Annotated in this window: 3 protein-coding genes and 1 pseudogene; 3 read left to right on the top strand and 1 reads right to left on the bottom strand. The window is 70.2% G+C overall.

Annotation, left to right across the window (positions count from 1 at the left end; genetic code table 11):
* Positions 1–524, top strand: a 524-nt coding sequence (locus tag DEIPI_RS0113805; protein ID WP_027482152.1) for an NUDIX hydrolase, incomplete at its 5' end; no start/stop codon positions are given.
* A 4-nt stretch (positions 525–528) separates the two neighbouring features.
* Here the strand turns inward: DEIPI_RS0113805 and DEIPI_RS0113800 are convergent.
* Positions 529–777: an NAD(P)H-dependent oxidoreductase subunit E gene (locus DEIPI_RS0113800; protein ID WP_027482151.1), complete on the bottom strand. Its 249-nt coding sequence runs from the start codon at positions 775–777 to the stop codon at positions 529–531.
* 453 nt (positions 778–1230) lie between these two features.
* Here DEIPI_RS0113800 and DEIPI_RS0113795 point away from each other — a divergent pair, with 453 nt between their 5' ends.
* Both DEIPI_RS0113795 and DEIPI_RS39895 read left to right on the top strand, forming a co-directional pair.
* Entirely contained in the window at positions 1231–3462 is a 2232-nt protein-coding gene (locus DEIPI_RS0113795) for an ATP-dependent Clp protease ATP-binding subunit (protein WP_027482150.1), read from the top strand.
* 121 nt (positions 3463–3583) lie between these two features.
* A pseudogene (locus DEIPI_RS39895) lies at positions 3584–3805 on the top strand (DNA repair protein RadA); the annotation flags it as partial.

Genomic DNA, 3805 nt, shown 5'->3' with positions numbered 1-3805 from the left:
CGTGGCTCGGCGCGCGTGAGCGGCGGGCACTGCACCTGCCCGACTACCGCCGCGCCGCCGTCCTGGTGGCCCTCACCGACGAGGCGGACCCGCGCGTGCTGCTCACGGTCCGCTCGCACGACCTGCCCACCCACAAGGGGCAGATCAGCTTCCCGGGTGGGCGCATGGAGTCCGGCGAGACCCCCGTGGAGGCCGCGCTGCGCGAGGCCTGGGAGGAGGTGGGCCTCCCGGGGGACGTGGTGGACGTCCTCGGGGAGCTCGACGACGCGTTCACGCCCATCGGCTTCCACGTGACGCCCGTGCTGGCGCGCGTCCCGGCGGGCCTCACCTACCGTCCGAACGCGGAGGTGTCGCGCGTCATCGAACCGACGCTGGGCGAACTGCGCGCCCTGCCCGAGGTCCGCGAGACGCGCGAACTGCCCGGCGGCGAGCGGCACGTGCTGTACCGCTTCGCCTGGCAGGGGCACGACATCTGGGGCATGACCGCGCGCATCCTGCACGATCTCGTCCGTGAGGGCGTGTAGACCTTCAGCGTCTGCGTCTGCGGATGAGGTCCACGAGCCGTTCGGGCGTGACGCGCGTGAAGAGCGCCTCCCCCACCCGGACGACCGGGGCGTCCTCGTGCGGTTCGCCGCAGCGTGACAGGGTCAGCTCGAAGTTGCCGTCGGCACTCACCATGCCGGGCGAGATGCGAAGCTCGTTCCACACGGCTTCGAGAAGGTCCTCGCGCACCGAGGCGTCCAGACCGTCGGTGCACAGCTCGATGCGGTGCACCATCTAGGCGGTCCTCGCGGGCGAAAGGGTGGAGAGCGGGCGGCGGGACGGGAGCTCGGAAGGCATCGCGGACATTCTAGGGCCTGGATGAAGGCCGGGGGCTCATTCGACCAGACGGGTTTAACCCCGGCTCATCGGGTCGGGCGGGCGCGTCTCCATCTTGGAGCCATGGTGAAGTCGTGGCGCGCGGTCTGATGCCCGGAGGTGCCTCCCCGATCGGGTGGGCGGGGCGGGTGAAATCGTGCTCCAGGCGAGGTTCTGTCGGGGGCAGAAAACGTAAGAAACACTCCGCTGGGACGGCACGGGGGCGCGTAGAGTACAATCAGTTGAGCAACAACGCTGGCCCCATCGCCGTGCTCACCGTGCCCGACCTGGGGGGATGCCTATGAACGACACGCCGTACACCACAAGGGTCAGGCGTTCCGGAAACTCGAATCCACCGCGAGGGGGACATCCATGAACAGATACGACGACCGTGCCCGCCTCGTCTTCCACTATGCCCGTGAGGAGGGCAACCGGCTCGGCCACGCGATGGTCGGTCCGGAGCACCTCCTGCTGGGCCTGATGCGTGAGGCGGGAACCGCCGCCCAGATCCTGGGCGAATTCGGAGCGACGCTGGAGGGCCTGCGCCGCCGCGTCGAGGAGATCATCGGACGCGGCGAGGGCTCGCGTCTCAACGACGCCCCCGCCATCACGCCCCGCGCGCGTCGGGTGATGGAGCTCGCGTCCGCCGAGGCCAGGAGCCTCGGCGCTCAGGTCACGAGCACCGAGCACATCCTGCTCGGCATCATCCGCGAGGGCGACGGCGTCGCCTACCGCATCCTGCAGGACCTCACGAAGGACGTCGACACGATCCGCTGGCGCATCCTCGCGCACAGCGACCCGAAGTCGCAGAAGCCCGTCCACACGCCCTTCCTCGACGAGTACGGCCGTGACCTCACGAAGCAGGCCCGCGAGGGCAAGCTCGATCCCGTCATCGGCCGCGCCGAGGAGATCCGCCGCGTCACGCAGATCCTGTCGCGCCGCACGAAGAACAACCCCGTCCTGATCGGCGACCCTGGCGTCGGCAAGACCGCGATCGTGGAGGGCCTGGCGCTCGCCATCTTCGAGAAGCGCGTCCCGCCGAACCTGCACGGCGCGCGCCTCGTCAGCCTCGACCTCTCGGGCGTCGTGGCGGGCACGAAGTACCGCGGCGAGTTCGAGGAGCGCCTGCGGCAGATCATCGAGGAGCTGCGCAACGCGAAGGTCATCGCCTTCATCGACGAGCTGCACACGCTCGTCGGCGCGGGCGGCGCGGAGGGGACGCTGGACGCCGCGAACATCCTCAAGCCCGCCCTGTCGCGCGGCGAGATCCAGGTGATCGGCGCGACCACCACGGGCGAGTACCACCGCTACATCGAGAAGGACGCCGCGCTCGAGCGCCGCTTCCAGCCGGTGATCGTGCTGGAGCCCTCCCCCGCCGAGACGCTGCAGATCCTGCGCGGCCTGCGCGGGCGCTACGAGGAGCACCACGGCGTGGTCATTCCCGACGCGGCGCTCGAACTGGCCGTCCGCATCGGCGAGCGGGCCCTGCCGGGCCGCAACTTCCCCGACAAGGCCATCGACCTCATCGACGAGGCCGCGAGCCGCGTGCGGCTCAACCTGAGCCTCGGCATGCCCGTCACGGAGGACGACACGGGCGAGCCGATGGTGGCGCGCGAGGACATCGAGAGCGTCATCAACAGCATGGGCGGCATCTACGCCGAGGAGAGCACCGAGAAGCTCGGCGACCTCGAAGGGTCGCTGCAGGATCAGGTGTACGGCCAGCCCGAGGCGATCAAGGCCCTGTCGAGCGCCCTGCGCCGCGCGCGGGTGGGTCTCGGCGGGCGCACGCGCGTCAGCGCGAGCTTCCTGTTCGTGGGTCCGTCGGGCGTCGGCAAGACGCACCTCGCCAAGGCGCTCGCGCGGACGCTGTTCGGTTCGGAGCGCGCGCTGATCCGCATCGACATGAGCGAGTTCCAGGAGCCGCACTCGGTGAGCAAGCTCATCGGGAGCCCGCCCGGGTACGTGGGCTACGAGCAGGGCGGTCGCCTCACGGAGGCGGTGCGCCGCCAGCCGTTCAGCGTGATCCTGCTCGACGAGATCGAGAAGGCCCACCCGGACGTATACAACACGTTCCTGCAGGTCCTCGACGACGGGCGCCTCACGGACGGCCTGGGCCGCACGGTGGACTTCCGCCGCACGATCATCATCATGACGTCGAACACGGGCTTCAACTCGGGTCCCGGCGTGGGCTTCTCACCCGTCGTGATCGAGGATACGCAGCCGCTGCGTCAGATCTTCACGCCGGAGTTCCTCGACCGTCTCGACGACGTGATCCGCTTCAAGCCGCTCGGCGAGGAGGAGCTTGAGCGCGTGGCCGCGCAGCTGCTGGAGGACATGCGCGAGGAGCTGGTGCACCGGGACCTGCGCGTCACGTTCGACGCGGGCATCGCGCGCTGGCTGGTGTCGAAGCTGCGGGCGCGCAGCCCGAAGCACGCGGTGGGGTCGAGCCGTCAGCTGCGCACCCTCGTGCGCGAGGAGATCGAGGATCCGCTGGCGCTGGAGCTCGTGGGCGCGCCGGACGACACGGAGATCCGCGTGACGCTCAGCGGGGACGGCCTGCGCTTCGAGCGCGGCAAGACCGCGCCGCCGCAGATCCTGGCGTAACGACACCTCGTCCCGGACAGGGGCGACCGGGGCTTCCCGGTCGCCCCTTCTGCTGTGCGCGTCGTCCCGTCTGGACAGGAGCACCTTTCCCCTCGCGTCGTCACGTTATGATGTCCGCGTAATGGCTCGAACACTCACGAAGTACGCGTGCTCCTCGTGCGGCTACCAGTCCGCGAAGCCGCTGGGCCGCTGCCCGAACTGTCAGGCGTGGAACTCCTTCGAGGAGGTGGAGTCCGCGCCCGCGCGCGCCTCCTCCTCGGGTCTGGGCGGCGCGTACGGCGGCGTGCGCGGCGGGAAGCTCACGCCGCTCTCCTCCGTCGGGCGGCGCGAGGAGCCGCGTCTG

The sequence above is a fragment of the Deinococcus pimensis DSM 21231 genome, from assembly GCF_000519345.1.
Taxonomy (GTDB): Bacteria; Deinococcota; Deinococci; order Deinococcales; family Deinococcaceae; genus Deinococcus_A; species Deinococcus_A pimensis.
This window is presented reverse-complemented; position numbering and strand designations above follow the sequence as displayed.